Below are 26689 nucleotides of genomic sequence, written 5' to 3' on the forward strand. Positions count from 1 at the left end.
GGTTTAGCCTCGCTCGCGTTCGGGAAATAGCTTCAGGTGGTGCTTGCTCCGATTGTTCTCGAACCTCGTCTCCCAGAGGCTCGGGGACCGCTGTCCATGGCCGTGCTGGATCTCCTCGCCGAGCGGGCGCCGCGCAACCACCTTCACCGCATCGAGGCGTCCGTCCACGATTCGGACCCCTACGGCATCGACCTCCAACTGGCGCTCTACGTCTGCTACGAACTGCACTACCGCGGGTTCGCCGGTGTCGAACCCGGGTGGGAATGGAACCCGGGGCTGCTGCACCTGCGTGCGCAGTTCGAAGAGTCCTTCCTGGGCGCGGTGCAGCGTGACGTCGGCGAGATCAGTCCCGAGGACACCGCTGCCGCGGAGATGGAGAACTTGACCGTCGAACCCACGAACGGGACCGGGCCATCGTATTACCTGCGCAGCAAGGGCACCTGGGAGCAGATGCAGGAGTATTTCGTGCACCGCTCGCTCTATCACCTCAAAGAGGGCGACCCGCACGCCTGGGCCATCCCCCGGCTGACCGGTCGGGCCAAGGCCGCCTTCGTCGCCGTCGAATTCGACGAATTCGGCGGCGGCCGCGCCGATCAGGTGCACCAGCAGTTGTTCGCAGACCTGATGGTCGCTGCCGGGCTCGATTCCAGCTACCTTGGCTACATCGATCTGGTGCCCGCCGAGACGCTGGCGGTGGTCAACCTGATGTCGTTCTTCGGTCTGCACCGCGAGTACCGCGGAGCGGCGATCGGGCACTTCGCCTCCACCGAGATCACCTCCTCGCCCGGTTCACGCCGGCTGGTCGACGCGCTGGAGCGTTTTGGTGCTCCCGACGTCTGTGTGGGGTTCTACCGCGAACACGTCGAAGCCGACGCCGTGCACGAACAGGTGGTGCGCTCCGATGTGGTGGGCGACCTGGTGCGGCGCGAGCCGGCTCTGGAACGCGACGTGATCTTCGGCATTCGGGCACTGGACGTGGTCGAGGACCGCCTCGGCGATCACCTGATGCGGTGCTGGACGAGCGGGCAAACGTCGTTACGCAGGCCGTTGAGCTGATTCGTCGGTATGCCGACGGCGGCGGTGGCTGGTGTCGCACAGCGGATATGTCTTGCTGCGCCGGCACATACAGATCGCGACCATGAACCGGTCGGATTCGACGACGGCGCCGTCGGGCATTTCGATTCGGACCGGCCCCTGAACCATCATCGGGCCGCCCGAAACGATCCGGACGACCCGAGGTTCGGGGTCGCTCACCGCTTATCCGCGCGGATGACGAAAAGTTCCTCTTGACGCCGGCCGACGGGCAGCATCCCGATGCTTTCCATCCATCGCGCCCGCGCGGTGAGCACCGGTCCGAACGGGATAAGCTGGTTCAGAACAACTTCCGCGCGCAGGCCACCGCTGCGCAGCCGGCGAAGCGACTGGGCGGTGTCGGCGAACTCGGAGTGCACGACCAGCAGCGTACCGCCCTCGTCGAGCAGTTCCGGAGCCGAATCGCATAGCGGATTGAGGATCTGGCGGCCGTCGAGACCGGCGTTCCAGGCCGCGACAGGGCCGACAGCGGCGGGAATGTTCTCCAGATGGGCATCCGGAGGTGTTGGGACGTAAGGAGGATTCGACACCACGACGTCGTAGGGTCCCGCGGCAAGCGCCGTCGACCAGGTGCCCGCCACAGCATTGACCCCGACGCCCGCATCGGTCGCGTTGCGCCGCACGCAGGCGATTGCTTCGGGGCAGATGTCCAGTGCGGTGACGGCCCGCGCGCCGAGCCGGGCCGCCGCGATCGCCACGACGCCGCTGCCGGTGCACAGGTCCAGCACTCGGCGGCCCGCCGCCACACCGGTGAGCGTCATCGCCTCGATCAGTAGCCGCGAATCCTGTTGCGGTGCATATACACCGACCTGTGCGTGGACCGAGTCCTGCACGTCCGGATAAAGTGTAGTCAACGCGGGCCTTTCGAAGTGAATAGCGCGGCGTGGTTCCACGGCGCTCGGTGACAAATGCCCAATTACGGGTTTGTTAAACCCGCTGACGGGTTTTGCCCAGTCCGCCGCCCCGACGCTGAGCCGGGTGAGCACGACGCCTCCTGTGCCCCGGCCAGACCGCCGCGCACTTGTGAGGTCCAGCTGCGGCCGGAGAGGTCAATCCGGCGGCTCGAGGTCAGGCGCGTCGGCCACATCGGGTGCGATGTCGCGGATGTCCTCGTGGTCACTGAGCTGCTCAACCGCCCGATCCGCTCGGCGTTCTTCCTGATGGTCGTCGATGTAGTCGGCGTGGTCATCTTCGTCAGACGTCGGTTCGGCCATGGTCGACGGAATTGCCCGTGCGCCCCAGTTTCAACCCGTTGGTGCCGGGTATCACGCCTCGACCACGATGAGAGGGGAATCCCGATGGCGCCCCCACAGGCACTGCGCGCGGCGCAAAGCGGTCTGGACCCCGCCCCGACACCGCCAAACAAGGTTTCGGACAATCAATTTGCCGCGGCGCGGAGCTTCACCAGCAAGGGTTCGGTGGCCTGCGCCACGGCACCGAGCAGAGTCCAGGCGTTCGGCGCGTGGCCCTGAGAGGTCAGCCACGACGAGAAGTGGTCGGAGGAGACCTCGAAGTCGAACCCGGCGTTCTCGGCCGAGACTGCATACCGCAGAAGGCCTTTCGGTCCGCTCTGTTCGGTCGTCAGCGCGTACCCGAAACGCGTCATAGCCGACGGGTACCCGTGTGTCGCCGACCGAAACGCGGACGGGTTACAGCCGGTCTTTGACCGCCGCGGACAGTCGCGATCCGTCGGCCTTGCCGGCGGCGATCGCCGTAGCAGCCTTCATCACCAGGCCCATCTGCTTCACCGACGGCCGCTCGCCGATCTCTTCGGCCACCTGAGCGATCGCGGTGTCGGCCACGTCGGCGACCTCGGCGTCGGTGAGCGGGGTGGGCAGGTACTCGTCGATGATGCGCGCCTCGGCGTGCTCCTCGGCGGCCAGCTCACCGCGACCGTTCTGGGTGTAGATCTCCGCGGATTCGCTGCGCTTCTTCGACTCCCTGGCAAGGACCTTGAGTACCTCGTCGTCGGAGAGTTCACGCGCCTGCTTTCCCGCGACCTCCTCGCTCTGGATCGCGGCAAGCAGCAGCCGCAGCGTCGCAGTGCGCAATTTGTCCTGGGCTTTCATCGCCTCGGTCAGGTCCGACCGCAACCGGCCTTTGAGCTCCGCCATGGCGCAAACACTACGCACCGGAAATCAGCGGACGTTGAGAAATGCCGGTCCGCTCGACAGGATGGGTTCATGAGCAACGACGACGGGGGCGTGCTCGGGTGAGCACACCACCCAACGGAGCACCGGCACCGCCGCCTGGATGGCCAGGTCAGCAGCCATTCCCGCCGCCGGGATACGGCCCACCCGGCTACGCACCTCCCGGCTACGGCCCGCCCGGCTACCCCCCACCCGGCTACGCACCGCCCGGCTACGGCCCACCCGGCTACCCCCCACCCGGCTACGCACCGCCCGGCTACGGCCCACCGATGGTGATCAAGCCAGGCGTCATCCCGCTGCGACCGCTGTCGCTCAGCGACATCTTCAACGGGGCCGTCGGCTACATCCGGGCGAACGTGAAAGCAACGCTCGGTCTGACTACGGTCGTCGTCGTCATCACCCAGGTGCTGGCGCTCATCCTCAAGGTGGGTCCGCTGGCCGCCACCGGCAACCTCGGCGTGCTGCGCGGCACCGAGGACTACTCGACGGCGGCAATCCTCGGCTCCTCGCTGTCAAACCTGACCAGCGGTCTGGCCACCGCGCTGGCCGGGATCGTGCTGTCGGGCATGCTCACCGTGGTCGTCGGACGAGCGGTGTTCGGTGCCGGCATCAGCGTCGGTGAAGCTTGGCAGCGGGTGCGCGGGCGGGTGTGGGCACTCATCGGTTTCAGCGCGTTGGAAGTCATTGCCGCCGTCGTGCTGATCGGCGTTGCCGTCGGGATCGTCGTGGGCGTAGCGGCCGCGAACACCACGGCCGCGGTGATCGTCGGCATCGCACTGGCACTGGCCCTGATTCCCGCCCTGCTCTACCTGTTCACCGCCCTGATGTTCGCACCGGTGGCGATCGTGCTGGAACGCAAGTCCTTGGTAGCCGCGGTCAAGCGGTCATTCGCATTGGTGCGCAACCACTTCTGGCGGGTGCTGGGGATCCGGCTACTGGCCTCGCTGGTAGCGGGCCTGGTCGCCGGAGCGGTGGCCGTTCCGTTCAGCCTCGTCGGGCAGATCCTGCTGGTCGGCTCGACTTCGACCGGGCCCATCATCGTGGCCACCACCCTGGCCGCCGTCGGCGGAGCGGTCGCCGAGATCATCACCGCACCGTTCACCGCCGGCGTGGTGGTGTTGCTGTACACCGACGCCCGGATCCGCGCGGAGGCATTCGACCTCGTGCTGCAAACCGGCGCGGTGGGCGGACCGGCAGACACGATGACGGCGGACAACCTGTGGCTCACCGCCCCGCGGTGACGCCGGATCACCATGCCCGTTATCGATATCGACCGTGAAGCCGCCCACGAGGCGGCCCAGCGTGAGCTGGCCAAACCGATCTATCCCAAGGAGTCGCTGACCGACCGGCTCAGCGAATGGCTCGACGAACTGCTCTACCGGGTGATCCTCAAGGGCTCGTCGATTCCCGGTGGCTGGCTGACCATCGCCGTGCTGGCCATCGTGGTGCTGGTCGCCTTCGTGGTGGCAGTTCGGATCGCCAGGCGCACGATGCGCACCAGTCGCGGCGATTCCGCACTGTTCGGCGCCAGCGAACTCAGCGCCGCCGAACACCGGTTGACCGCGGAAAGCTATGCGGCCGCGGAGAATTGGGCAGTAGCTATTCGGCACAGACTGCGGGCGGTCGCGCGCGATCTCGAGGAGACGGGTGTCCTGACCGCGGTTCCCGGCCGCACCGCCACCGAGCTGGCCCGCGACGCCGGCGAGTCACTGCCCTCTTTCGCTCACCAACTTCGATGCGCGGCAATGGTTTTCAACGAAGTCACCTACGGTGAGCAGCCCGGTACCGAAGCCGGCTACCGCACGATCGCCGAACTCGACGATGCGCTGCGCCGGCACACCGCCCCGACAGCCGGCGTGACGCCCGCGTCCGGCGGCGCCGCCGAGACCTGGTCTGCGCTGCAGTGAGTTCCTCGACCGCGCAACGCTGGCGTACTGGGCGCTGGATCGCCCTGGCCCTTGTCGCGATCGCCGTCCTGGCCGCGGTCAGTGCTTTGCTCACCTCGCCGCGCCCCGGCGGCCGGATGGCCCCCGACTCCACCGACGCCGACGGCGCGCGCGCACTGGTCACACTCCTGCGCGATCACGGCGTCGACGTCGTCGTCGCCCGCAACATCGGCGAGGTGGAGCGGGCCGCCGGACCGGACACGCTGCTGCTGGCCGCCGATACCTACCGGATCCGCGGCGATGACCTGCTGAACCGGCTGGCGGCCGTGCCCGGCGACCGGCTGCTGGTGGAGCCCACCGCCCGGGTACGCCAGGCACTGGCACCCGGCATCCGCATCGACAGCGCAAGCATCTTGGACCGCCAACCCGACTGCGATCTGCGCGAGGCCAACCGGGCGGGCACCGTGGCGCTGGGCGCCACCGACACCTACGCCCAGGCCGGCGACGTCGCCCTGACCCGGTGCTACGGCGGCGCGCTGGTACGCAGCCAGGCCGGCGACCGGACCGTGACCGTCGTGGGCAGCGCCGATTTCCTGACCAACGGCGGCCTGCTCAAAGAGGGCAACGCCGCGTTGGCCATGAACCTGGCCGGCGAGCGACCCCGGCTCATCTGGTACGCCCCACAACAGATCGAGGGCGACGGATCAGCGGGCTCGACGATCACCGACCTGATCCCCGACGCGGTGACTCCGATCATCTGGCAGCTGTGCCTCGTCGTCGTCCTGCTGGCGGTGTGGCAGAGTCGGCGGCTCGGGCCGCTGGTCGCCGAGCGACTGCCCGTGGTGGTGCGGGCCTCGGAGACCGTCGAGGGCCGCGCCCGGCTCTACCGGTCACGGCGGGCCCGCGGCCAGGCCGCCCAGGCGCTGCGGACGGCGACCCTGCAACGCCTCGCGCCTCGACTCGGCCTAGCTACCAACCCGTCTCCCGCGGCGGTCGCGGCGAGCGTCGCACACCGCAGCACCGTCGACGAGAACGCGGTGCACCATCTGTTGTTCGGTCCGGCGCCGGCCACCGATTCCGAACTGCTGCATCTGGCCCAGGCACTCGACGACATCGAAAGGCAGGTCACCACCTCGTGACGAACTTCGCCCCACCCCCGGCCCCCGCGGTGTCGCACGACGCGGCGCGTGCCGCGCTGCTGGCCCTGCGCGGCGAAATCGCCAAGGCCGTCGTCGGCCAGGACGCCGTCGTCAGCGGATTGGTGATCGCACTGCTGTGCCGCGGCCACGTGTTACTCGAAGGCGTTCCGGGCGTGGCGAAGACGCTGCTGGTGCGGGCCACCGCCGCAGCGTTGTCGTTGGACTTCAAGCGGGTCCAGTTCACCCCCGACCTGATGCCGGGCGATGTCACCGGCTCGCTGGTCTACGACGCCCGCACCGCGGAGTTCGTGTTCCGGGAGGGTCCGGTATTCACCAATCTGATGCTGGCCGACGAGATCAACCGAACCCCACCGAAGACCCAGGCCGCCCTGCTGGAGGCCATGGAGGAGCGTCAGGTCAGCGTCGACGGCCAGCCGCGGCCACTTCCTGATCCGTTCATCGTCGCGGCCACCCAGAATCCAGTCGAATACGAAGGCACCTACCAGCTGCCGGAAGCCCAGCTGGACCGATTCCTGCTCAAACTCAACGTGCCGCTGCCGCCGCGCGATCACGAGATCGCGATCCTCAACCGGCACGCACAGGGCTTCGATCCGCGGGATCTGAGCGGGATCCGCCCGGTGGCGGGAGCCGCCGAACTGGCCGCGGGTCGCGAAGCCGTCAAGCAGGTGCTGATCGCCGATGAGGTGCTCGGCTATATCGTCGACATCGCGGGTGCGACACGCAATTCCGCCGCCCTTCAGCTCGGGGTGTCACCGCGCGGCGCCACCGCGCTACTGGGCACAGCGCGGTCGTGGGCATGGTTGTCGGGGCGTGGCTACGTCACCCCCGACGACGTCAAGGCAATGGCCCGGCCCACGCTGCGCCACCGGATCGCGCTGCGTCCAGAAGCCGAACTCGAGGGGGCCACCCCCGACGGAGTGCTCGACGGCATACTGGCCGCGGTGCCGGTGCCGCGCTAGTGGTCCTCACCGGCCGTGTCGGGCTGATCGCGCTGATCGGCGTCCTGCCGATCGCCGTCTCACCCTGGCCCGCAGCGGTTTTCGTCCTCCTTCTGCTGGCACTGACGGCCGCCGCGGGACTCGACGTGGCGCTGGCGGGCAGCCCGCGTGCGCTGGCAATGACGCGTTCCGGTGACACCACCGCCCGGCTTGGTCAGCCCGTGGACGCAGTACTTCAGGTGACCAACACCAGGTCCCGCCGCTGGCGCGGTGCGCTGCGTGACGCCTGGCCGCCCAGCGCCGCGGCGCAGCCCCGTTCTCACAACATCGTCGTGAGAGGCCGTGAAACCGTCTCTGTGACAACCCGATTGCACCCGACCCGTCGTGGCGACCAGCGCTCGGAACTGGTCACCGTCCGTTCGATCGGACCGCTGGGCCTGGCCGGCCGCCAGCGCTCGCTTCCGGTGGCCGGACAGCTGCGCATCCTGCCGCCGTTCCTGTCCCGCAAGCACCTGCCGTCGCGACTGGCCCGGCTGCGCGAGATCGACGGGCTCATCCCGGTATTGATCCGTGGTCAGGGCACCGAATTCGATTCCTTGCGTGAGTATGTCGTGGGCGACGACGTCCGCTCGATCGACTGGCGGGCCACCGCCCGCCGGGCCGACGTCGTCGTGCGGACGTGGCGCCCCGAGCGGGACCGGCGGGTGGTAATCGTCCTCGACACCGGCCGCACGTCGGCGGGCCGGGTCGGGGTGGATCCGACCGCGCGCGATCCGGGCGGCTGGCCCCGGCTGGACTGGTCGATGGACGCCGCCCTGCTGCTGGGAGCACTGGCCTCCCGCGCCGGTGACCACGTCGACTTCCTGGCTCATGACCGGGTGACCCGCGCGGCGGTGTTCGGGGCGTCGCGCACCGAACTGCTGGCACGACTGGTCGAGGCGATGGCGCCGCTGGAGCCGGCACTGATCGAGTCCGACGCAACAGCTATGGTCGCCGCCGTGCAGCGCCGTGTGCGCCGCCGCGCGCTGGTGGTGTTACTGACCGACCTGAACGCGACGGCCCTCGACGAGGGACTGCTGCCGGTGTTGCCGCAGTTGTCGGCCAAGCATCGGGTGATCGTGGCGGCGGTGTCCGATCCTCGTGTCGACGAACTCGCCGCCGGGCGCGCCGACGCTGCGCAGGTCTACGACGCGGCGGCTGCCGAGCGGGCCCGCAACGACCGGCGGGCCATCGCGTCGCGGCTGCGGCACAGCGGAGTGGAGGTGGTCGACGCCCTGCCGGAGGACCTGGCGCCGGCGCTGGCCGACAGCTACCTGGCGATGAAGGCCACCGGCCGGTTGTAGCCGCGCCAATCCCCGCTTCCCGGCCCCGCGCGGCGAGAATCAGCCCGTCGGGACGACGTCCGGGGCGTCCTCGACGTCACCGGTCTCACCGGCCCGGGCCGCCTTGCGCCCGAAGTGCACCACGTAGGCCAAAAACGCCGCCTCGGCGGCCACCCCGATGCCGATCCGCACGAATGTCGGCAGCGGCGACGGCGTCACCAGCGCTTCGATCAGGCCCGACACCAGCAGCACACCGGCCAGCCCGACCGCTGCCGCCACCACCGCGCGGCCCTGCTCGGCCAGCACCTGCGTGCGCGGGCGATCGCCCGGGGAGATGACCGTCCAGCCCAGCCGCATGCCGACCGCGCCGGCCAGGAAGACCGCGGTCATCTCCAGCAGGCCGTGTGGGATCAGCAGCCCGAACAACACGTCGGCCTTACCGGCGTCCATCATCAACCCGCCGATCACGCCGAGATTCGCCGCGTTCTGGAACAGCACCCACGGGATCGGAACGCCCAGCAGGATCGAGAACCCGATGCACTGCGCCGCCACCCAGGAGTTGTTGACCCACACCCGCAGCGCGAACGACCCGGCCGGATTTTCGCTGTAGTACGAGGCGAAGTCGTGGTTGACCAGGTGCTCGATCTCGTCGGGGGTGCTCAGCGCCGACTGCACCTCGTGGCTGCCGGCCACCCACGCCCCGATGACGACGACAACGGCGAAGAACACGATCGCCGTCGCCAGCCACCAGCGCCATGCCCGGTAGGCCACCACCGGGAACGACACCGTCCAGAACCGGGCGAACTCGTGCCACATCGGGGCGTGCGCGCCGGTGACGGCGGCCCGGGCCCGGGCCACCAGGCTGGAGAGCCTGCCCACCAGAACAGAGTCCGACGATGCCGAACGCACCATCGACAGGTGGGTGGAAACCCGCTGGTAGAGCTCGACGAGTTCGTCCACCTCGGGGCCTGAGAGACGGCGGCGCTTCTTGACCAGCTGCTCCAGCCGCTTCCAGGTGTCCTGGTGGGCCATCACGAATGCGTCGACGTCCACCCCGACGACACTAGTAGCGTTGATCGCCATGGCGACCGATACCGTGGTGACCGGCGACGCCGTCGTCCTCGACGTGCAGATCGCGCAGTTGCCGGTGCGTGCCCTCGGCGCCTTGATCGACCTGTGCGTGATCGTCGTCGGCTATCTGGTGGGCGTTCTGCTGTGGGCCACCACCGTCACCCAGTTCGACGAGGCGCTCAGTGCGGCGATCCTGATCATCTTCACCGTGCTCGTGATCATCGGCTACCCGGTGGTGTTCGAGACCGCCACCCGGGGGCGTTCGCTCGGCAAGATCGTCATGGGCCTGCGGGTGGTGTCCGACGACGGTGGGCCGGAACGCTTCCGCCAGGCCCTGTTTCGCGCGCTCGCCGGGTTCATCGAAATCTGGATGTTCACCGGTGGACCGGCAGTGATCTGTAGCCTGGTGTCCGCCAAGGGAAAACGCATCGGCGACGTGTTCGCCGGGACCGTCGTGATCAGTGAGCGCGGGCCCAAGATGGCGCCGCCGCCGGTGATGCCGCCGGCGCTTGCGTGGTGGGCATCGTCGCTGGAACTGTCCGGGATCGGTCCCGAGCAGACCGAGCTGGCCCGCCAATTTCTCTCCCGCGCACCCGAACTCACCCCGCAGGTGCGCGACCAGATGGCCTATCGCATCGCCTACGATATGGTCGCCCGGATCTCCCCGCCCCCGCCGCCCGGAGCTGCACCGCACTACGTGCTGGCCGCGGTGCTCGCCGAACGCCACCGCCGCGAGGTGCTCCGGTTACGGCGGGCGGCGAGCACTCCGACGCCGCCGCCGTACCCGCCGCCGTACCCCCCGGCGCCGGCCCCGAGCGCCCCACCCTCCGGTTTCGGCGGGTTCGTCCCGCCGAGCTAGCTCGCCGGCGCTAGGAGAATGCCGCTATGAGCACCGCGACGTCGACGGCGATCAACACCCAGGCGATCACCGGCACGAGGAAGCCACGCGGATGGCGTGCGGTGAAGAAGGAGACGACGATCGCCGCCACGGCGACGGCCGGGGCGCCGTAGGTGAGCAGCCCGTAGAGAAAGCCGCTGGGCTTGGGGCAGTTCGGTGCGCTGCACGACGCGGTGCTCATCACCGCGCCCATCGCGAGTAGTTGGACGGCGGACGCCCCCGCGATGGTGGACAGTGTTAGGAGCCAGTTGACCCACAGCCGGGTCCGGTACGCCTTGCCGGAGTGGGTTTCGGTGGCGTTCGATGCGGTCATGGAGGTCGGCTACCCGCACTGCGCGGTCGACACACCTCGATCACGCTTCCGGCACCCGCTGCGTCCGCCGGCGGGCTGCGATGACGCTGGCGACCGAGGTCACTGTGATGGTCAACAACGCGCCGAGCATCAGGGCCGAAGGTTCACCCTTGGACAGCAGGTGGTTCTGGGTGCCCAGGGTGGCCGCGGCCACCGGCACACCGAGTTGCGCGGCGGCCAGCGCGCCCAGGGCCAGCGGCTGCCCCGTTAGGCGGCCCGCCAGGTGGGCCACGACGGCGCCGAGACCCAGGGCCACACCGAGCAGGATGTAGGCGGGTCGGTCACCGAGTTCGCGCACCTGCAGCGACGCGCCGAGCCAGACGAAGAACAGCGGGCTGAACAACCCCTCGGTGATGCCGAACAGTTGGCGTGCCAACCGGTGCGGTTCACCGGCGGCCTTGACCACCAGCCCCAGCACGAAGCCGGCCAGCATGATCGACACGTGGGTGCTCACCGCCAGTATCGCCAGGGTGAACAACACGATGAGGCTGATCCGCAGCTCCAGCGCGAACCGGTGCGCCTCGGAGTATAGGTGCATCCGCCGGCGCAGTCCGCGCCGGTCGAAGCTCCGCAGCAGGACGAACAGCGCCAACCCGCATGCCCCGATGATGCCGGCACCGATCGCGGCGGTCAGGGCGTGGTCCGGGTCGATCACCAAGGGCAGCAGCAGGATTGACGCAGCATCGGCGATGGCGATCTGCGCGGTCACACCCAGCACCTGCGGACCGTCCAGGTCCAGCGTCTGGATGACGGGCAGGGCCAGTGCCGCCGAAGACGAGGCCATCAGGACCGCGTACACCGCGGCGTGGCCGGTGTGGAACACCTGGGCCAGCGCCACACCGAGTCCGGCGGCCACCGCCCCGACCAGCACAGCGCGCGCGACCGCCACCGGAATCGACGACCGCAGCGTCGTGTCGCGGATGGGGACATGGGTGCCGACGACGAACATCACCAACGCGAACCCGACCTCGGCAAGCAGGCTGAAGGTCTGATCGGCTGGATCGACGATGCCGAATCCCGTTCTGCCGATCACCAATCCGGCGGCGAGCTCTCCGATCACGACCGGGATCCGCAGCCTCGGCACCGAGGCGAGCAGTGGCCCGGCCATGCCGACCACCGCCACCAACGCCAAGGTGTTGAAGCCAAATCCGTTCAATGCGCGGTCCAGGACGCGAGCCGGCCCGGGATCGCGGTGTTCTCGGCGGTCAGGTAGCTGGCGCAGACGCGGTGGTACCCGTCGGCGATCTGCAGCGTGCCGACCGTGTTCAGGTCCCGGTTGTCGGCGGCCAGCAGGCTCAGGTAGTCCGCTGCCGCGTCGTAGCCGCGCTCTTCAGGATCGTCGAACCAGTTCACCGCCATGGTGTGCTGAGGGTACTCGCACCGACCGGGCTGTGACCTTAAGTCGAACCGTAACGTCGCCTAAGAACGTAGAGCGGGTCGTCGTGGTCGCGCCGGCCGCGGGGCCCCGGCCGGTCGGCGGCGACGAACACCTCGGGACGCGTCCATTCCCGCACCGCCCAGCGTTCGGCGATTGCCCATCGGCCGTCGCGGCGTTCCATCACGTCGACGTAGCGTGCCCCGCTGGTGAAGTTGAGCCGGGAGTCCTGCTCCGGACGGCCCCAATGTGTTGCTTGGCAGTAGGTTTCGCTGATAGCGACGTCGTCACCGATGAAGTCGACGTGGTGATTGCCGATGACGTGCATGGTGCCGGCCAGGAACGCAAGGCTGGTGCGCAGCCATTCCACGTATTCGTCGACGCTGCCGTCGAATCCGCTGTGGTGGTCGACCGCGTCGGGGTGATACGCCCGGCGCACCAGATCGAAGTCCAAACGATCCACCCCGCGGCAGTACAGGGTGATCACGTCCCGGATCTCGTGGATGTCGGCCAGCCGTGGTTCAAACACCGTAGCCGCCGTCGACGTCGAGCTTCTGGCCGGTGATGAACCCCGCCTCGGGCGAAGCCAGAAAGCACACGGCGACAGCGACATCGGCCGCACAGCCGAACCGCCGCAGCGGTGTGTTGGCGCGCGCGACGTCCAGCGCGCGCTGGTCGAGGTCGCCGTCGGCGACCAGTCGCTGCGCGTTACCGTCGACGAGCATGCCCGGACCCACGCAGTTGGCGCGCACCCCGAATCGGCCTTCCTCGGCGGCGATCCCACGGATCAATGCCTCGATCGCCGCTTTCGGGGCCACCGATAAGCCATCACGGACCGCGAAACGCCTTGTCGCCGCGGTCGTCACGGCCACCAGGCTGCCGCGCGCAGCGCGCAGATGGGGCAACGCCGCGGCGACGAGATTGAAAAAGCCGACGGCGTCGGTGTCGATCTGGCGACCGAACTGCGCGGCCCCGATCGTGCTGAGGTGCCGCATCGGCACGTGCGGACCGGCCGCGTAGACGACGGTGTGCACTCCCCCGGCCCGCTCGGCGATCGAGTCGACAGCCTCGTGCACGGCGGCGGCATCGGCGATGTCCAGTCGCCGGGCATCGACACCGAGTTCCCCGGCCAGGGCCTGGGCTTTGGTCTCGTTGCGGTGATAGGTGAACGCCACCCGGGACCCCTGGGCGATCAGCGTGCCGACGACGGCCGACCCGATCCCGCCGGTGCCGCCGACGACGATCGCCGTGCCGTCCAGCGCGCTGAAGTCGCCCATGAGCCCATATCGTCGCAACTCGCGCCGTGACGCGGGCACCGGTGTACCACTACGCGGGAGTCAGGCGGGAATCCAGTTGCCGTGGAAGCCGTAGGGCACCCGCCGCGGCAGCCGAATCCGGGCGACGGGGTCGCCGGCGAAGTCGGACGCATCGAGTATCACCAGATCGCTGCCGTCGCGCGAGGGGTCGTAGACGTAGGCGAGATACCAGCCGTTGCTCTCGTCGGCCGGGCCGGACGCCGACGGAACGAAGACGGCTTCACCGGGTCCGCCCGGCTCGGCCGACGTGCCGAAGCGATGTTCGACGACGCTGCCGGTGCACAGATCGTGGCGGACCAGGCTGGCGTCGGCGACGGAGACCGCATAGCGGGCCGGCAGCCCAGCCAGCCGGTCGTCGATGCGCGGGAACTCCACCGCCCGGTCGTCGAGCTGACGCTCGCTGATCGTGCCGGTCCGCAAGTCGATCGTCCAGGTCCACAACACCGCGCTGGCGTCGAATCCACCGTTTTTACGCCACAGCTCGGGGTAGCGAACTGCCTGCAGGACAATCGATTGTCCATCCGCACCCTCGTGGGCATTGGCGACATGGAAGACATAGCAGGGATCGATCTCGAACCAGCGGATCTCGCCGAACGGATCGTCGCGCCGCAGCACACCCAGCCGGGCGCCGTAGTCGTCGTCCCACCGGTAGGGCATATCGCCCTCGCCTTTGAGCGCGATGTCGAGGTTGAACACGATCGGCAGGTCCATGAAGATGACGTGCTGCGCAGTCAGAGCGAAATCGTGCATCATCGTCAGCGCTTTGACCTCGACCGGACGGTTGATGGTCAACTCCCCGTTAGCGTCTGCCCGGTGGTAGGTGACGTGCGGCGCGAAGATGCTGCCATAGCCGAAGAAATGCAGTTCCCCGGTGGTCGGGCAAATCTTGGGGTGCGCGGTCATCGAGTCGACGAGCTTGCCGCCGAAGTCGTAGCAGCCGACCGTCTCGAGGTCGTTGGTGATCTCATAGGGCAGCGAGGACTCGACCAGCGCCAGCGTCTTACCGGCGTGGTTGACGACGTGGGTGTTGGCCACCGCGGCCCGCAGATCCCGTGTCCCGTCCTCGCGGTAGAGCGGGAACGGCTCGACGAAGCTGTCGGTGCGCACCCAGCGGTTGCGGTACCACTTGGCCGCGCCGCCCTCGATCCGGACGCCGTGGATCATCCCGTCACCGGTGAACCAGTGCCCCGTGGGCTGGCGCGGGTTGGGGCCGTTGCGTAGATACCAACCGTCGAGTTCGGGCGGGATCGCCCCCTCGACGGGCAGGTCGTCGACAGTGAGTTCGTCCGGGACCGGGGCGTAGTTGCCGCGCTCGAAGAACTGACCCGAGGCGGGCAGGTTGGCGGAGTCGATGCTGGTGTCGGTCATGCCGACCACTCTGACAGTCCATCTATGACATGTCAAGAGTGAAATATGGCGTCAGGCTCGGCGCGCGCTTCACCGACGACCCCAGCAAGATGGGCCTATGCTCGACCGCCGGCACTCCGCCCTGCTGTTTCGTCTGGCGGTGCGCCCGGCGGACCGTTCGGCGCGGGATGTCTTGGGCGAGCTTCGCCGGGTGATCCTCGACGGGGCACTGCCCCCGGGTACCTCGATTCCGGTCGGCGAGGTCGCCGACGCCTTCGGGGTGAGCCACATCCCCGTGCGCGAGGCACTCAAGACCCTCACCGGCGAGGGGCTGATCCAGCATCGCCGCAATCTCGGCTATGCGGTCGCGCAGCTGACCGCCAGCGAGCTCGCCGAGATGTACATCGTGCGCCAGACACTTGAGACCGCTGCACTCGCCGCCGCGGTGGAGCAGGCCACCGACGCCGAGCGCCGCACAGTCGCCGAGACCAACGATTTGCTGGAATCGGCGCTGCGCGAGGGGGATCCACAGTCCTACCATCGCCAGAGCCGACACTTCCACCTCGGGCTGGCCCGCCCCTCGCGGATGCTGCGGTTGTTGCACATGCTCGAATACGCCTGGAACATCACCGAACCCGTGCAGCTGATGGTGCACGTCGACCACTCCCAGCGAACGGTGCTGCACGACGACCATCGGGTGATGCTGCAGGCATTCCTGGATCGCGACACCGCGCAGTTGCTCGCCGCCAGCACGATTCATCACCAGCGGCTCAACGCGGTGGTGTCGACGTTGCCCGCCGACAGCGGCCTGATCGCCGACGACCCGCCAACCCAGTAGACGGCCGGGGCGAAAATATAGCTTTCCCGCAACGGGCGTGCAATATGGCGCCGATAGCGTTCGCCCATGACCGAGACCCGCGATCTTCCTCCGGCCGCCCGCGTCGGCGCCGACGATATCGTCGAGGCGGCGGGCCACCCCGTCGGCGGCGGCGTGATCAAGCCGGGCTATGACCCCCGGCTGACCAACGAGGACCTGGCGCCACTGCGCACGCAGAACTGGTCCTCCTACAACATCTTCGCGTTCTGGATGTCCGATGTGCACAGTGTCGGCGGCTACGTCACTGCCGGCAGCCTGTTCGCGCTGGGGCTGGCCAGTTGGCAGGTGCTCGTCGCGTTGATCATCGGCATCGTGATCGTCAACATCTTCTGCAACCTGGTCGCCAAGCCCAGCCAGCACGCCGGTGTTCCCTATCCGGTGATCTGCCGCAGCGTGTTCGGCGTCCTCGGTGCCAATATCCCGGCGATCATCCGCGGCCTGATCGCGGTCGCGTGGTACGGCATCCAGACTTACCTCGCCTCGGCGGCGCTGGATGTCGTTCTGCTCAAACTGTTTCCGTCGCTGGCACCCTACGCGGACGTGACCCAGTACGGCTTCCTGGGCCTGCCGCTACTCGGTTGGGGCAGCTTCATGCTGCTGTGGGTACTACAGGCCTGCGTGTTCTGGCGTGGGATGGAGTCGATCCGCCGGTTCATCGACTTCTGCGGGCCGGCCGTCTACGTGGTGATGTTCGTCCTGTGCGGTTACCTCATCCACAAGGCCGGCTGGGGCGCAATCGATCTCAATCTCGGGTCGGTGACCTACACCGGCCTGGATTCGATTCCGGTGATGCTGGGTGCGATCGCACTGGTGGTGTCCTACTTCTCCGGGCCGATGCTCAACTTCGGCGACTTCTCCCGCTACGGCAAGTCGTTCGCCGCGGTCAAGAAGGGCAACTTCCTCGGCCTGCCGGTGAACTTCCTGCTGTTCTCGGTATTGGTCGTGGTGACAGCCTCGCTGACCGTGCCCGTGTTCGGCGAGCTCATCACCGATCCGGTGCAGACCGTGGCCCGCATCGACAGCACCTTCGCGATCGTGCTGGGCGCGCTGACGTTCACCATCGCCACCATCGGGATCAACATCGTGGCCAACTTCATCAGCCCGGCCTTCGACTTCTCCAATGTCAGCCCGCAGCGCATCAGTTGGCGTGCGGGCGGCATGATCGCCGCCGTCGGGTCGGTTCTGATCACGCCGTGGAACCTCTACAACAACCCCGAGGTCATCCACTACACGCTGGAGATCCTGGGTGCATTCATCGGGCCGTTGTTCGGCGTGCTGATCGCCGACTACTACCTGGTGCATAAGCAGCGGGTAGCGGTCGACGACCTGTTCACCATGAGCAAGAGCGGAAGTTATTGGTACACAAACGGCTACAACCCGGTCGCGGTGATCGCCACTGCGGTGGGCGCCGTGCTGGCCGTGGTTCCCGTCCTGCTCGGCGGGTGGGTCTACGGCATGCACACCGCGGCCCAGTACAGCTGGTTCATCGGCTGCGGCGTGGCCTTCGCCCTGTACTACCTGCTGGCGACCCGCTCGTCGATGAAGATGTCCGAACTGCCCGTGTGACGTTCCAGTTCTGACATGTCGAGCCCTACGATGGTCGGGTGAGTCTTCGCTACGCGGCATTGGGTTTACTGGCACAGCAGCCCGGTAGCGGGTATGACCTGCTCAAACGGTTCGAGTATTCGATGGCCAACGTATGGCCCGCGACCCAGAGCCAGCTCTACGGTGAACTGAACAAGCTCGCCGCGGCGGGGTTGATCGAGGTGACGGCCGTCGGCCCGCGCGGCCGCAAGGAGTACCGGGTCACCGAGGCGGGTCGCGAAGACCTGCTGCGCTGGATGACCAGCCCTCAGGACGATCCGCCCTATCGCAGCGCCGAATTACTGCGAGTGTTCCTGCTCGGCGAGATCCCCGCCGAGCAGGCGCGCACCTACGTGACGGCGGTGGCCGAGCGCGCCGAGGCCGAGTTGGCCCGCTACGAACAGCTGCGCGACGGAATCGACTGGGGCGAGAGCGACACCGGGTTCTACGGGCGCGCGGCCCTGGAGTTCGGGTTGCGCGCCGAGGCGATGGAGGCCGAGTGGGCACGCTGGCTGATCAAGGAAATCGACCGCCGCACACATTGACCGTTGCATCGCGATAGCTTCCGATATATCGTTGACCTATCGGAAGCGCATTCGGCGTTTCCCCTCCAGAAGAGAGAACCTGAATGGATACCCCATTTCCCCAGTTCGGCGGCCCGCAGATTGGCCGCCCCGGTTTTGGCCCCGAATTTGGCGGTTTCGGCCCCGGCTTCGGCTTTCCCCCCGGCGGACCCGGCCGTCGCCACGCCCGCCGTCACCTCCGTAACCAGTTGCGTGAGCATGCCGGCGGACACGACGGCCCCCCCGGATTCGGCCCGCGCGGCGGATTCGGACCCGGATTCGGACCCGGTTTCGGCTTCGGTCCCGGCTTCGGTCCGGGCTTCGGTCCGGGTGGTGGCCGTCGTGGCGCCGGGCGCGGCCGAAGCCGGCGCGGTGACGTCCGGGCCGCCATCCTCGTGCTGCTGGCCGAACGGCCGATGCACGGCTACGAAATGATCCAGGAGATCGCGGCGCGCAGCCAGGACGTGTGGAAGCCCAGCCCCGGCTCGGTCTACCCCACGCTGCAGCTACTCGTCGATGAAGGATTGATCGTCGGCACCGAGAGCGAAGGCAGCAAGAAGCTTTTCGAGCTGACCGAGCAGGGCCGCGAGGCCGCCGAGAAGGTCGCCACCCCGCCGTGGGAGCAGATCACCGAGGGCATCGAGCCCGGGCAACTCAACCTGCGGGCCGCCGTCGGCCAACTCATGGGCGCGGTCGCACAGTCCGCGCACACCGCCAGCGCCGAACAGCAGCAGCGGATCGTCGACATCGTCAACGCCGCGCGCCGCGAGGTCTACCAGATCCTCGGCGAATCGGAGTAACCCGCCAGCCGAACTTGGGCGCGGTTTCTGCGCGTACAGCGCGCGAAACCGCGCCCAAGTCATGCTTCGATGCATCCTGTGTTGCGGTCCCTCGCTCTCGTGCTGACGCTCGCCGTGTCCCTGACCGGCTTCACCCCGACGGCTCGCGCGGACACCTGGCGCGTGGTGCGCACCGTCGTGTTCATGAGACATGGCGTGCGCCCGCCCAACCAGGATCAACCCGTCCCAGCCTCGATCGCCCCGGACCCGTGGCCCACCTGGGCCACCAAGCCAGGCTGGCTCACCGCACACGGCGCCGCCGCCATCCGCCTGGTCGCCGCCGCCGACGCCCGCCGCTTCGAAGCCGACGGGTTACTCCCGGCGCCGGGCTGCCCCGCCGCGGGTGCGGTGCGCGTCGTGTCCGACTCGCTGGAACGCACCATCGCGACCGGCGACGCCTACGCCGCCGCCCTGGCACCGGGCTGCGGGATCGACAACCACCATCAGCCGCAAGGCAATCCGGATCCGTTGTTCGCCGAATACGCTGACTCCGGCATCACCGCCGCAGCGGCGACAGCGGCCGTCGAGACTGCCGTCGGGCCCGGCGGTGCAACAGCTTTGGCGCTCGAGCATCAGCAGGCCCTGGACACCGTGACCCGGATCCTGTGCGGCGACCGCACAGCTGGCTGCGGTCTGACCGGCATGCCGAGCGGCACCGAGGTCGATCCCTCCGGCACCCACCGCCCCAAGCTCACCGGGGCGCTCGCCCACGGCTCGGTCATCTCCGAGGTGCTGGAGTTGGAGTATGCCGAGGGCAAACCGATGACCGATGTCGGGTGGGGCCGGGCCGGCGCCGACGACATCCGCACCGTGGGCGCCCTGCACCCGCTGGAACTGTCGATCATCGCCCGACCCCGCCCATTGGCCCTGGCCAACGCCGGACGCATCGCGGCGACCATCCGCGACGCGCTCGCCGACGGGCCGCCGGTAACCGTCATCGTCGGTCACGACACCGAAGTCGCCAACCTTGCCGGACTGCTCGACGCACACTGGTCGGTCACCGGCTTCGCCGACGACGAGCCCGCACCCGGCGGAGCCCTGGTCTTCGACCTGGCCGAGGACGGCAGCGGCGCCCGTTTCGTCCGCAGCTGGTACCGGTCCCAGACCCTCGAGCAGATCCGGGGGCTCGATCCCGGCGACCCCGAGTGGGTACCGCTCGCGCCGGCCGGGTGCGGCGCGGATCCGTGTCCGCTGGATGCGTTCGCCGCGGCGCTGGGCGGCTAGACCTCGACCCAGTCCAGCGTGCGCTGCACGGCCTTGCGCCAACCCGCGTAGCCGGCCTCGCGCTGCTCCTCGCTCCAGGCCGGCGTCCAGCGGCGGTCCTCGTGCCAATTCGCCCGCAGATCATCGGGATTGGCCCAGAATCCGACGGCCAGACCGGCGGCGTAGGCCGCCCCCAGAGCGGTGGTCTCTGCCACCACCGGCCGCACCACGTCGACACCGAGGACATCGGATTGGATCTGCATGCACAACTCGTTCTCGGTCACGCCGCCGTCCACCTTCAGGACCTCGAGGTGCACACCGGAATCGGCCTCCATGGCGTCGACCACGTCGCGGCTCTGGTAGCAGATCGCCTCCAGCGTCGCCCGGGCCACGTGCGCATTGGAGTTGAACCGGGACAGGCCCACAATCGCGCCGCGGGCATCCGAGCGCCAGTACGGGGCGAACAGTCCGGAGAACGCCGGCACGAAGTAGACACCGCCGTTGTCGGGTACCTGCGCGGCCAACGTCTCACTCTGCGACGCACCGCTGATGATGCCCAACTGGTCCCGTAGCCACTGCACGGCCGAGCCCGTCACCGCGATCGAACCTTCGAGGGCGTAAACGGGTTTCGCGTCCCCGAACTGATAGCACACCGTGGTCAGCAGGCCGTTCTCGCTGCGGACGATCTTCTCGCCGGTGTTCAACAGCAGGAAATTGCCTGTGCCGTAGGTGTTCTTGGCCTCGCCAGGTGCCAGGCACACCTGGCCCACCATCGCCGCCTGCTGGTCACCGAGACTGGCGGTCAACGGCACCTCACCGCCCGCGGGCCCGTCGGGGTGGGTGATTCCGTAGGGCTCCGGCGACGACGACGGCCGGATCTGCGGCAGCATCTCCCGCGGAATTCCGAACAGCGACAACAGTTCGTCGTCCCAGTCCAGCGTCTCGAGGTTCATCAGCATGGTGCGGCTGGCGTTGGTGACGTCGGTGATGTGGGCTCCGCCCTGGGTTCCACCGGTGAGGTTCCACAGCACCCAGCTGTCCGGCGTGCCGAACAGGGCGTCACCGCGCTCGGCGTCGGCGCGCACCCCGTCGACGTTGTCGAGGATCCACTGCAGCTTGCCGCCGGAGAAGTAGGTGGCCGGCGGCAGACCGGCCTTGCGCCGGATGATCTCTCCGCGGCCGTCACGCTCCAACGCGGCCGCGATCCGGTCGGTGCGGGTGTCCTGCCAGACGATCGCGTTGTAGTAGGGCCGTCCGGTCTTGCGGTTCCAGACCAGGGTGGTCTCGCGCTGGTTGGTGATGCCGAGTGCGGCCAGGTCGCCGGCGGCCAGCTTGGTCTTGTTCAGCGCCGACTGGACGACCGATTGGGTGCGCTCCCAGATCTCCACCGGGTTGTGCTCGACCCAGCCGGACTGCGGCAGGATCTGCTGGTGTTCGAGCTGATGGCGGCCGACCTCGGTGCCGTTGTGGTCGAAGATCATGCAGCGGGTGCTGGTGGTGCCCTGGTCAATCGATGCGACGAAGTCAGCCAACGGTGCTCCTGTGTCGTGCGGTGCTGCGAACGCAGCCGGCCCTTGGTCCATGATGGCCTACATGGCATCCGAGATCGCCGACATCGCAGACCTGCCCCGCGGCGGACCGGACGCCTCCTGGCTGGATCGCCTGCTGGAGACCGACTGCCCCGAATACCTCGACCGCGACGATGTCGACGACACCGTGAAGCGCTCGATCGTGTCGGCGCTGGACCGGGTCGGGACCCTGTTCGGCGAACACGATCGCAATGCCGAGGTGGTGTTGCGCCAGGTCGCCGACGTCGCCGACCCGAAGATCCTCGAACTCGGCGCCGGCCACGGCGCGCTGTCGCGCCGACTGCTCGAACAGCACCCCACCGCGGTGGTCACCGTCTCCGACGTCAACCCGGATTCGGTGGCGGCCATGGCGCGTTCGGAGCTCGGCAGCCATCCGCGTGCCACCGTGCGCACGATCGACGCCTCCGCGATCGACGCTGCCGACGACACATTCGACCTCGCCGTCTTCGCCCTGTCGTTCCATCACCTGCCGCCGACCGTCGCCGCACAGGTGCTGGCCGAGGGCACCCGGGTGGCCACCGAACTGGTGGTCATCGACCTGCCGCGCTGGCCCTCGCTGCTGCACATCGCGAAGTTGGCGGCGATGGCGCCGCTGGCGCTGTGGTGGCCGTTCGCCCATGACGGCCTGATCAGCTCGTTGCGGTCCTACAGCCCGTCGGCGCTGCGGGCGTTGGGCGCCCACGCCGGGGTCGAGGTGGACGTCAGCACCAACCTGTTGGACCGCCAGGTGCTCGTCGCGCGCCGCCACTGATCTCGGCGATTTGCTTGCGCAGCCGTCACCGAACCGGTTGCATCGAGCAGGTGGGCGAAGAGGTCAAGCACGCCAGCTACAACCGGGCGCATCGTCAAGAGTACCGCCGCAAGGTGCAGCTGTGCCTGGACGTGTTCGAAACGATGCTCGCCCAGTCGAGTTTCGAGTTCGACCGCCCGCTGACCGGCATGGAGATCGAGTGCAACTTGGTCGACAGCGACTATCAGCCGGCGATGACCAACCAGGAGGTGCTCGCCGCGATCGCCGACCCGGCCTACCAGACCGAATTGGGCGCCTACAACATCGAATTCAACGTCCCCCCGCGGCCACTACCCGGCCGCACCGCCCTGGAGCTGGAGGCCGACGTCCGCACCAGCCTCAATGCCGCCGAGACCAAGGCCAACACCGACGGTGCGCATATCGTGATGATCGGCATCCTGCCGACGCTGATGCCCCAACACCTGACCGGCAGCTGGATGAGCCCGTCCATGCGCTACCAGGCGCTCAACGACTCGATCTTCACCGCACGCGGCGAGGACATCCTGATCGACATCGCCGGCCCGGAACGGCTGAGCCTGCACGCCGAGTCGATTGCCCCCGAATCAGCCTGCACCAGTATGCAATTGCATCTTCAGGTGTCACCTGCGGCGTTCGCCGACAACTGGAACGCGGCGCAGGTGCTGGCCGGCCCGCAGCTGGCCCTCGGCGCCAACTCGCCCTATTTCTTCGGCCACCAGTTGTGGTCCGAGACGCGTGTCGAGTTGTTCGCGCAGGCCACCGACACCCGTCCCGACGAGCTCAAGGCGCAGGGCGTGCGACCTCGGGTGTGGTTCGGGGAGCGTTGGATCACCTCGATCTTCGACCTGTTCGAGGAGAACGTCAGGTATTTCCCATCGTTGCTGCCGGAGCTCTCCGAGGAGGATCCGGTGGCCGAACTCGCCGCCGGGCGCACCCCGCATCTGCCGGAGCTGCGGCTGCACAACGGCACGGTGTACCGGTGGAACCGGCCCGTCTATGACGTGGTTAACGGCCGCCCTCACCTGCGGGTGGAGAATCGGGTACTGCCCGCCGGGCCGACGGTGATCGACATGATGGCCAACTCGGCGTTCTACTACGGTGCGCTGCGGGTGCTGTCCGAGGAGGACCGTCCGGTATGGACGAAGATGAGTTTCACTGCGGCGCATGACAATTTCCTGGAGTCGGCCCGGCACGGCATGGACGCCCGGCTGTACTGGCCCGGCCACGGCGAGATCACCCCGGACGAGTTGGTGCTGCGTACGTTGCTGCCGATGGCCGACGAAGGGTTGCGCCGCTGGGGTGTGGCAACCGAGGTGCGCGATCGCTACCTGGGTGTGATCGAGGGCCGCGCCAAGACCGGCCGCAACGGCTCGGTGTGGCAGGTGGAGGCGGTGCAGGCGCTGCAGGAGCAGGGCATGACGCGCCCGCAGGCGCTTGCCGAGATGCTGCGCCGCTACTGCGAACTGATGCACAGCAACTCCCCCGTGCACTCCTGGCCGTCGGTCACCGAGTAACCGTAGACATCGAAGACGTTATTCGGTCCTGCGCCGGGGGTAGTTTGAAGCTGTGGACGCCATGGATTCTGCATCGATGAACTGGGACAGTGCCTACCGACAGGAGGGCGCCTTTCCCGGGCCGCCGCCGTGGAACATCGGCGAGCCGCAACCGGAACTGGCCGCGCTGGTGCGCGATGGAAAGGTGACCGGAGAGGTCCTCGACGCCGGCTGCGGGCACGCCGAGTTGGCCTTGGCCTTGGCCGCGGCCGGCTGCCGGGTGATCGGCATCGATCTCTCACCGACCGCGATCGAGGCGGCCACCAGGGCGGCCCAGGAGCGGGGGCTGACCAACGTGAGTTTCGTGTGCGACGACATCACGTCGTTCACCGGCTATGACAACCGGTTCGGCACCATCGTCGACAGCACCCTGTTCCACTCCCTGCCGATTCAGCGGCGTGACGACTACCTGCGCGCCATCCACCGGGCCGCGGCGCCGGGCGCGCGGCTGTACATGCTGGTGTTCGCCAAGGGTGCGTTCCCGCAGGAACGGGAGATGAAGCCCAACGAGGTCGACGAGGACGAGTTGCGCGCGGCGGTGTCGAAGTACTGGCTGGTCGACGAGATCAGGCCGGCCGCCATCCACTCCCACGAGCCCAACTTGTCCGAGGCACCCGATGACGCGATGGTCTTCGAGCGGGACTCGAAGGCCGCATGATGATGCCCGCTTTTCTGCTCAGCGCACACAAGGAGAGCTGACACTGCAGACCGGGCGCATCGGCACTACCATCTGTCCATGCGCGACCCGCTCAGCGAACATCACATAACGTGTGAAGTCTGCTCGGTGTCAATCGATTTGACGGTGCTGGCCGACCGCAGGCACCGATTCGAGGTTCATGCCGCCGAGGAGCTGCTGGTCGACTACGGCTGGCTGCCCACGACTCGCGGGTCGTATTGCCCTGCGCACGCACACGCCGCCCGGCAGGGCGGCGCCTGACCGGTCGTCAGACCCGGTTGATCGCCGCCAGAAACGTCTCGACGACACCGACGAACGGTTCCGGCAGCGACGAAAGCGGAAGATGGCCGCTGTCAAACACTTCCAGTCTCGAGCCAGCGATGGCACGTTGGGTGGCACGCCCGAACCGCAAGAAAATGGCGGTATCGTGCACACCCAGACGATCACGGTGGGCGCGGACCGTGCGGAATTGCATTGGATGCATGAAACCTCGGCCAGCGTGATGCCGAAACGTCGGGCCGCCAGGATGATGCTGATGCGGCGCAACACCTGCCGGGGATAGCTGCGTTGGTTGCCGGCGGTGCGCACGGAGCTGATCAGTCCCTGGTCCGCATAGAACCTGACCGCGCTGGTTGCGATGCCGCTGCGGTGCGCGACCTCGCCGACGGTAAGCATGTCGCCGGGCGCGAAGGGCATCCGCTGCTCCCATCTTGACTTCAACAATGCTTTAGGTTCTCGCGTACCTGCATGCACAACGACGCAATCGAATCCGAAACCCCGCCACACTGGCGAGAGCTGGTCATACACTGGCTATCTCATCAGCGCGATCATTGCGAGCCTGGTCGTGGGTCACACCTTGACCAGCCGGGGCCCGGCACTGTCCTATCTCCTGGCTTTCGGGCTGTTCGCACTGGGCGCGGCGATGATCACCGTCGGGACCGACGGGCGGCCCAAGGTCGCCAAGATGGAGCCCGCCGTTGTCGATGGCCGACTGCTGAGCGTCGGGCACCGCCACAAGGTCCGCACCCAACGACTGCGCCGCGACCCACGTGCGACGCTGTTCTACGACGCGCCCGGGCCAACCTGGCTCTGTGTCGAGACGACGGTCGAAATTCTGGACACGCCAACAACTCCAGCCGACATCGTCGCTTTCATGAGGTTGCGCGAACATCGGCCCGAGGGGTTGCTGGCCTGGCATGGCGACAACGGGGTCGAGATCGAATTGACCGAAACGGAGTTCGAACAGACGATGCGTGACGAGGGGTGCGTGCTGTACCTGTTCCGGATCGACAGGACCTACGGCAACCTGCCCGACTGAGCGCGCCTCGCGATGCGATGCCTGCGCACCGCATCGCGATTGGCACAGTTGTGTCGGCAGTATCTCTGGGTCCCGGGGCGGGTGAAGTCGACGAACGCGTTGTCGCAGTCAGCCCGAGCGCACACGCGGAAGCGACGCATACCGCGCGCGGTGAGAAAGTGCGCCGCGGCAGCCGTCGTTGCGCCCGTGAGGGTCGCGGCGAACCCGTCGTCGACATCGCGAAAGTGCAGATGCCAGCCCGTCTGCTCATGGTGCGAGACCGAGGCTCGTTCGGTGTATCGGCGCAGCAGGTCGTTGAGCACAGTGGCGCGGTCCTCGTCCGTGCCGGCGTCGACCAGCGCCCGCCAGGCCCGCAGGAAGCCGCGGACCGCGACCAAGTCGTCCTTACCGGCCGAACGGGGCAGCGGCAGACCGTGCTCGGTCCACCGCTGTTCGAGTTCGGCGGCCGATGCCGGCGGCCGATTCAGGAGATCGGTCACATTCCGGAGCAACGGAGCAGTGTAAGGGTTTACTGGCACAAGCTCATTACATCAAGGTGGAGGCCATTCGGAGAACCGCACGCAAGGAGCCACATCATGGGCAAGATCGCACCGCAACTGGGTGAGGTGCAGGAGACATTGCTGATCCCGCTGCTCGGGAGAGCCCACGATGCCCGGTCCCGACGTCCGATCCTGGCCGATGCCAAGGCCGTCGAGTTGGTCGATGGCTTGGACTACGGGTTCGACCGGTTCCGGGGCTGTTCGCTGCCGGGGTCGGTCATCCGCACCGCCGTTTTCGACACCTGGGTGCGGCAATACCTCCAGGATCACCC

The 26689-nt window shown here is 68.0% G+C and carries 29 protein-coding genes and 5 pseudogenes; 18 read left to right on the forward strand and 16 right to left on the reverse strand.

Features of this window, described 5'->3' with window-relative positions; genetic code table 11:
• The first annotated feature begins 36 nt into the window (after positions 1-36).
• Positions 37-1056 carry an iron-containing redox enzyme family protein gene (locus ACXDF8_RS09665; RefSeq protein WP_457223018.1) on the forward strand — a complete coding sequence of 340 codons (1020 nt, stop codon included), beginning with the start codon at positions 37-39 and terminating at the stop codon, positions 1054-1056.
• Here the strand turns inward: ACXDF8_RS09665 and ACXDF8_RS09670 are convergent.
• The 5 genes and pseudogenes from ACXDF8_RS09670 to ACXDF8_RS09690 all read right to left on the reverse strand — a co-directional run bounded on the left by ACXDF8_RS09670 (position 1036) and on the right by ACXDF8_RS09690 (position 3206).
• The gene (locus tag ACXDF8_RS09670) at positions 1036-1254 is read right to left on the reverse strand and encodes a CDGSH iron-sulfur domain-containing protein (RefSeq protein WP_457223019.1); all 219 of its coding nucleotides are present in this window, start codon (positions 1252-1254) and stop codon (positions 1036-1038) included. The two genes, ACXDF8_RS09665 and ACXDF8_RS09670, sit on opposite strands and share 21 nt — an antisense overlap.
• Positions 1251-1946, reverse strand: a complete 696-nt coding sequence (locus ACXDF8_RS09675) for a HemK2/MTQ2 family protein methyltransferase (protein WP_457223065.1) — start codon at positions 1944-1946, stop codon at positions 1251-1253. The genes ACXDF8_RS09670 and ACXDF8_RS09675 overlap by 4 nt, the downstream gene beginning before the upstream one ends.
• Before the next feature lie 195 nt (positions 1947-2141).
• Positions 2142-2306, reverse strand: coding sequence for a hypothetical protein (locus ACXDF8_RS09680; protein ID WP_457223020.1), 165 nt, complete (start codon positions 2304-2306; stop codon positions 2142-2144).
• Positions 2307-2506: 200 nt separating this feature from the next.
• Positions 2507-2698 (reverse strand): annotated as a pseudogene (locus tag ACXDF8_RS09685) (LLM class flavin-dependent oxidoreductase); the annotation flags it as partial.
• Between the two features lie 43 nt (positions 2699-2741).
• A complete protein-coding gene (locus ACXDF8_RS09690) occupies positions 2742-3206 on the reverse strand; it encodes a GatB/YqeY domain-containing protein (RefSeq protein WP_457223021.1) in 465 nt (154 codons plus the stop codon).
• 33 nt (positions 3207-3239) lie between these two features.
• On the opposite strand from ACXDF8_RS09690, the pseudogene ACXDF8_RS09695 reads away from it, so the two are divergent.
• From ACXDF8_RS09695 to ACXDF8_RS09715, 5 genes and pseudogenes are all read left to right on the forward strand, one after another.
• Positions 3240-4483: pseudogene (locus ACXDF8_RS09695) on the forward strand (glycerophosphoryl diester phosphodiesterase membrane domain-containing protein); the annotation flags it as partial.
• A gap of 12 nt (positions 4484-4495) precedes the next feature.
• A complete protein-coding gene (locus ACXDF8_RS09700; RefSeq protein WP_457223022.1) occupies positions 4496-5149 on the forward strand; it encodes a DUF4129 domain-containing protein in 654 nt (217 codons plus the stop codon).
• On the forward strand, positions 5146-6267 hold the full coding sequence (locus ACXDF8_RS09705; RefSeq protein WP_457223023.1) for a DUF4350 domain-containing protein: 1122 nt from the start codon (positions 5146-5148) through the stop codon (positions 6265-6267). The genes ACXDF8_RS09700 and ACXDF8_RS09705 overlap by 4 nt, the downstream gene beginning before the upstream one ends.
• Complete coding sequence (locus ACXDF8_RS09710; RefSeq protein WP_457223024.1) at positions 6264-7247, forward strand: AAA family ATPase; 984 nt, start codon at positions 6264-6266, stop codon at positions 7245-7247. The genes ACXDF8_RS09705 and ACXDF8_RS09710 overlap by 4 nt, the downstream gene beginning before the upstream one ends.
• Positions 7247-8569: a DUF58 domain-containing protein gene (locus ACXDF8_RS09715; RefSeq protein ID WP_457223025.1), complete on the forward strand. Its 1323-nt coding sequence runs from the start codon at positions 7247-7249 to the stop codon at positions 8567-8569. The genes ACXDF8_RS09710 and ACXDF8_RS09715 overlap by 1 nt, the downstream gene beginning before the upstream one ends.
• Positions 8570-8608: 39 nt before the next feature.
• Here ACXDF8_RS09715 and ACXDF8_RS09720 read toward each other — a convergent pair whose 3' ends face one another.
• Positions 8609-9601 carry a stage II sporulation protein M gene (locus ACXDF8_RS09720; protein WP_457223026.1) on the reverse strand — a complete coding sequence of 331 codons (993 nt, stop codon included), beginning with the start codon at positions 9599-9601 and terminating at the stop codon, positions 8609-8611.
• A 28-nt stretch (positions 9602-9629) separates the two neighbouring features.
• Between ACXDF8_RS09720 and ACXDF8_RS09725 the strand changes: the two genes are divergently transcribed.
• Positions 9630-10478, forward strand: a complete 849-nt coding sequence (locus tag ACXDF8_RS09725) for an RDD family protein (RefSeq protein WP_457223027.1) — start codon at positions 9630-9632, stop codon at positions 10476-10478.
• 10 nt (positions 10479-10488) lie between these two features.
• Here ACXDF8_RS09725 and ACXDF8_RS09730 read toward each other — a convergent pair whose 3' ends face one another.
• The 6 genes from ACXDF8_RS09730 to ACXDF8_RS09755 are packed head-to-tail and all read right to left on the reverse strand — an operon-like array spanning position 10489 to position 14928.
• Positions 10489-10830 carry a hypothetical protein gene (locus ACXDF8_RS09730; RefSeq protein ID WP_457223028.1) on the reverse strand — a complete coding sequence of 114 codons (342 nt, stop codon included), beginning with the start codon at positions 10828-10830 and terminating at the stop codon, positions 10489-10491.
• Between the two features lie 40 nt (positions 10831-10870).
• Entirely contained in the window at positions 10871-11977 is a 1107-nt protein-coding gene (locus tag ACXDF8_RS09735; protein ID WP_457223066.1) for a cation:proton antiporter, read from the reverse strand.
• A 44-nt stretch (positions 11978-12021) separates the two neighbouring features.
• Complete coding sequence (locus ACXDF8_RS09740) at positions 12022-12228, reverse strand: hypothetical protein (protein ID WP_457223029.1); 207 nt, start codon at positions 12226-12228, stop codon at positions 12022-12024.
• Positions 12229-12266: 38 nt separating this feature from the next.
• Complete coding sequence (locus ACXDF8_RS09745; RefSeq protein ID WP_457223030.1) at positions 12267-12773, reverse strand: nuclear transport factor 2 family protein; 507 nt, start codon at positions 12771-12773, stop codon at positions 12267-12269.
• Positions 12766-13521: an SDR family oxidoreductase gene (locus ACXDF8_RS09750; protein ID WP_457223031.1), complete on the reverse strand. Its 756-nt coding sequence runs from the start codon at positions 13519-13521 to the stop codon at positions 12766-12768. Before ACXDF8_RS09750 ends, ACXDF8_RS09745 begins: the two co-directional genes overlap by 8 nt.
• Positions 13522-13581: 60 nt before the next feature.
• Complete coding sequence (locus ACXDF8_RS09755; protein WP_457223032.1) at positions 13582-14928, reverse strand: carotenoid oxygenase family protein; 1347 nt, start codon at positions 14926-14928, stop codon at positions 13582-13584.
• 97 nt (positions 14929-15025) lie between these two features.
• Between ACXDF8_RS09755 and ACXDF8_RS09760 the strand changes: the two genes are divergently transcribed.
• The 5 genes from ACXDF8_RS09760 to ACXDF8_RS09780 all read left to right on the forward strand — a co-directional run bounded on the left by ACXDF8_RS09760 (position 15026) and on the right by ACXDF8_RS09780 (position 19994).
• The gene (locus ACXDF8_RS09760; RefSeq protein WP_457223033.1) at positions 15026-15745 is read left to right on the forward strand and encodes a GntR family transcriptional regulator; all 720 of its coding nucleotides are present in this window, start codon (positions 15026-15028) and stop codon (positions 15743-15745) included.
• A 66-nt stretch (positions 15746-15811) separates the two neighbouring features.
• Complete coding sequence (locus ACXDF8_RS09765) at positions 15812-17350, forward strand: NCS1 family nucleobase:cation symporter-1 (protein ID WP_457223034.1); 1539 nt, start codon at positions 15812-15814, stop codon at positions 17348-17350.
• Between the two features lie 38 nt (positions 17351-17388).
• Positions 17389-17913 (forward strand): PadR family transcriptional regulator, encoded by a 525-nt coding sequence (locus ACXDF8_RS09770; protein WP_457223035.1) that lies wholly within the window; start codon positions 17389-17391, stop codon positions 17911-17913.
• Between the two features lie 83 nt (positions 17914-17996).
• Positions 17997-18731: a PadR family transcriptional regulator gene (locus ACXDF8_RS09775; RefSeq protein ID WP_457223036.1), complete on the forward strand. Its 735-nt coding sequence runs from the start codon at positions 17997-17999 to the stop codon at positions 18729-18731.
• 78 nt (positions 18732-18809) lie between these two features.
• The gene (locus ACXDF8_RS09780; protein ID WP_457223037.1) at positions 18810-19994 is read left to right on the forward strand and encodes a histidine-type phosphatase; all 1185 of its coding nucleotides are present in this window, start codon (positions 18810-18812) and stop codon (positions 19992-19994) included.
• Here ACXDF8_RS09780 and glpK read toward each other — a convergent pair.
• Positions 19991-21505 carry a glycerol kinase GlpK gene (glpK, locus tag ACXDF8_RS09785; RefSeq protein ID WP_457223038.1) on the reverse strand — a complete coding sequence of 505 codons (1515 nt, stop codon included), beginning with the start codon at positions 21503-21505 and terminating at the stop codon, positions 19991-19993. The genes ACXDF8_RS09780 and glpK overlap by 4 nt on opposite strands.
• A 52-nt stretch (positions 21506-21557) precedes the next feature.
• On the opposite strand from glpK, the gene ACXDF8_RS09790 reads away from it, so the two are divergent.
• The 4 genes and pseudogenes from ACXDF8_RS09790 (at position 21558) to ACXDF8_RS09805 (ending at position 24821) form a co-directional block, all read left to right on the forward strand.
• Positions 21558-22313, forward strand: a complete 756-nt coding sequence (locus ACXDF8_RS09790) for a class I SAM-dependent methyltransferase (RefSeq protein ID WP_457223067.1) — start codon at positions 21558-21560, stop codon at positions 22311-22313.
• A gap of 50 nt (positions 22314-22363) precedes the next feature.
• The gene (locus tag ACXDF8_RS09795) at positions 22364-23845 is read left to right on the forward strand and encodes a glutamate-cysteine ligase family protein (RefSeq protein ID WP_457223039.1); all 1482 of its coding nucleotides are present in this window, start codon (positions 22364-22366) and stop codon (positions 23843-23845) included.
• 76 nt (positions 23846-23921) lie between these two features.
• Positions 23922-24583: pseudogene (locus tag ACXDF8_RS09800) on the forward strand (class I SAM-dependent methyltransferase).
• 85 nt (positions 24584-24668) lie between these two features.
• The gene (locus tag ACXDF8_RS09805) at positions 24669-24821 is read left to right on the forward strand and encodes a hypothetical protein (RefSeq protein ID WP_457223068.1); all 153 of its coding nucleotides are present in this window, start codon (positions 24669-24671) and stop codon (positions 24819-24821) included.
• A gap of 7 nt (positions 24822-24828) precedes the next feature.
• Here ACXDF8_RS09805 and ACXDF8_RS09810 read toward each other — a convergent pair whose 3' ends face one another.
• Both ACXDF8_RS09810 and ACXDF8_RS09815 read right to left on the reverse strand, forming a co-directional pair.
• Positions 24829-25035 (reverse strand): alpha/beta fold hydrolase, encoded by a 207-nt coding sequence (locus tag ACXDF8_RS09810; protein ID WP_457223069.1) that lies wholly within the window; start codon positions 25033-25035, stop codon positions 24829-24831.
• A gap of 20 nt (positions 25036-25055) precedes the next feature.
• Positions 25056-25256: pseudogene (locus ACXDF8_RS09815) on the reverse strand (MerR family DNA-binding transcriptional regulator); the annotation flags it as partial.
• A 148-nt stretch (positions 25257-25404) separates the two neighbouring features.
• On the opposite strand from ACXDF8_RS09815, the gene ACXDF8_RS09820 reads away from it, so the two are divergent.
• The gene (locus ACXDF8_RS09820; protein WP_457223040.1) at positions 25405-25878 is read left to right on the forward strand and encodes a pyridoxamine 5'-phosphate oxidase family protein; all 474 of its coding nucleotides are present in this window, start codon (positions 25405-25407) and stop codon (positions 25876-25878) included.
• Here the strand turns inward: ACXDF8_RS09820 and ACXDF8_RS09825 are convergent.
• Entirely contained in the window at positions 25857-26369 is a 513-nt protein-coding gene (locus ACXDF8_RS09825) for a CGNR zinc finger domain-containing protein (protein WP_457223041.1), read from the reverse strand. The genes ACXDF8_RS09820 and ACXDF8_RS09825 overlap by 22 nt on opposite strands.
• An 84-nt stretch (positions 26370-26453) precedes the next feature.
• Here ACXDF8_RS09825 and ACXDF8_RS09830 point away from each other — a divergent pair.
• Positions 26454-26689, forward strand: a pseudogene (locus ACXDF8_RS09830) (class I SAM-dependent methyltransferase); the annotation flags it as partial.

The sequence above is a fragment of the Mycolicibacterium sp. CBM1 genome, from assembly GCF_054073305.1.